Consider the following 463-nt stretch of genomic DNA (forward strand, 5'->3'; position numbering starts at 1 on the left):
GTGCAGAACGTATTGAGCTACCTCAGTTATTGCTTACTCGCGTACCTGCGAAAATTGATACAGGTGCAGATGCGAGTAGTATTTGGGCTAATGGTTCTGTTGATGGCCGCGGCAGGCTCGATGTTGTATTTTTTGGTCCTGACTCACTACTATATGATGGTAAAATCCATACTTTCCCAAAGAGTGCATACAGCATCACTCGTGTATCAAGTTCATTTGGCCATAGGGAAATTCGTTACAAACTTAAGCTTAAAATTAAGGTAAACGGGCGTATAATAAACGGCAGTTTTACTCTTGCGGATAGGAGCACGAAACTCTACCCAATACTTCTAGGCAGAAGTTTACTACGAAACAAATTTATCGTTGACGTGTCTAAGGGGAGACCGTTGCTGACAGAAGAAAAAGCACGACGTCAAAAGCTTCAAAACGAACTATTAAATAGCGGAGAACAAAAATAATGAAT

Annotated in this window: 1 protein-coding gene; it reads left to right on the plus strand. The window is 41.0% G+C overall.

Translation table 11 applies throughout. The features are described 5' to 3' along the window. Positions 1–458, plus strand: a 458-nt coding sequence (locus LPA41_RS41065) for a RimK/LysX family protein (protein WP_229076904.1), incomplete at its 5' end; no start/stop codon positions are given. Positions 459–463: the final 5 nt, after the last annotated feature.

Source organism: Actinoplanes sp. DH11 (genome assembly GCF_020873875.1).
Taxonomy (GTDB): Bacteria; Actinomycetota; Actinomycetes; order Mycobacteriales; family Micromonosporaceae; genus Actinoplanes.